At 64.3% G+C, this 1051-nt stretch carries 1 pseudogene; it reads right to left on the reverse strand.

The window, feature by feature from the left end:
- Positions 1-1051 (reverse strand): annotated as a pseudogene (locus EN935_RS37240) (beta-eliminating lyase-related protein); the annotation flags it as partial.

Below are 1051 nucleotides of genomic sequence, written 5' to 3' on the forward strand. Positions count from 1 at the left end.
ACTCGGTCGGCTCCACCATCAGCGTGCCGGCAACCGGGAAGGACATGGTCGGCGCGTGGAAGCCGTAGTCGATCAGCCGTTTGGCGACGTCGTCGACACTGATGCCGGCGCTGTCCTTCAGCACGCGGGTGTCGAGGATGCATTCATGCGCGATGCGATCGTGCCTGCCCTTGTAAAGAAGCGGGAAGTGCGGCGCGAGCCGTGTCGCCACGTAGTTGGCCGAGATGATGGCGGTCTCCGTCGCCTGCTTCAGTCCGGCGGCGCCCATCATGCGGATATACATCCAGGTGATCGGCAGGATCGAGGCGCTGCCGAATGGTGCGGCCGACACGGCGTGCGCCGAACCTTCGGTGACATGTCCCGGCAGATAGGGCTGCAGATGCGCCTTGACGCCGATCGGGCCGATGCCCGGGCCACCGCCGCCATGCGGGATGCAGAAGGTCTTGTGCAGGTTCATATGACAGACATCGGCGCCGATATCGGCGGGCCGCGCCAAGGCGACCAGGGCGTTGAGGTTGGCGCCATCGAAATAGACCTGGCCGCCATGCTCGTGGATGAGGGCGCAGAGGTGGCGCGCACCTTCCTCGTAGACGCCATGTGTCGAGGGGTAGGTGAACATCAGCGCCGCGAGATTCTTGGAATGCTCGTTGGCCTTGGCCCTCATATCGTCCATGTCGATATTGCCGTCCTCCAGGCAGCGCACGACGACAACGCTCATGCCGGCCATCGCCGCACTCGCCGGATTGGTGCCATGCGCGGAGGAAGGGATCAGGCAGACGGTGCGATGGCCTTCGCCGCGCGCGCGATGATAGGCGCGGATTGCAAGCAGGCCGGCATACTCGCCCTGGCTGCCGGCATTGGGCTGCAGGCTGACGGCGTCGAAACCGGTGATCTCCGACAGCCATCCTTCCAGTTCGCCGATCATGGCGCGATAGCCGGCCGAATGGCTTGCCGGCGCGAAAGGATGCAAATTGGCGATTTCAGGCCAGCTTACCGGCATCATTTCCGCCGCCGCGTTGAGCTTCATGGTGCAGGATCCCAGCGGGATCAT

This window comes from Mesorhizobium sp. M7D.F.Ca.US.004.03.1.1 (genome assembly GCF_003998635.1).
In the GTDB taxonomy this organism is placed as follows: Bacteria; Pseudomonadota; Alphaproteobacteria; order Rhizobiales; family Rhizobiaceae; genus Mesorhizobium; species Mesorhizobium loti.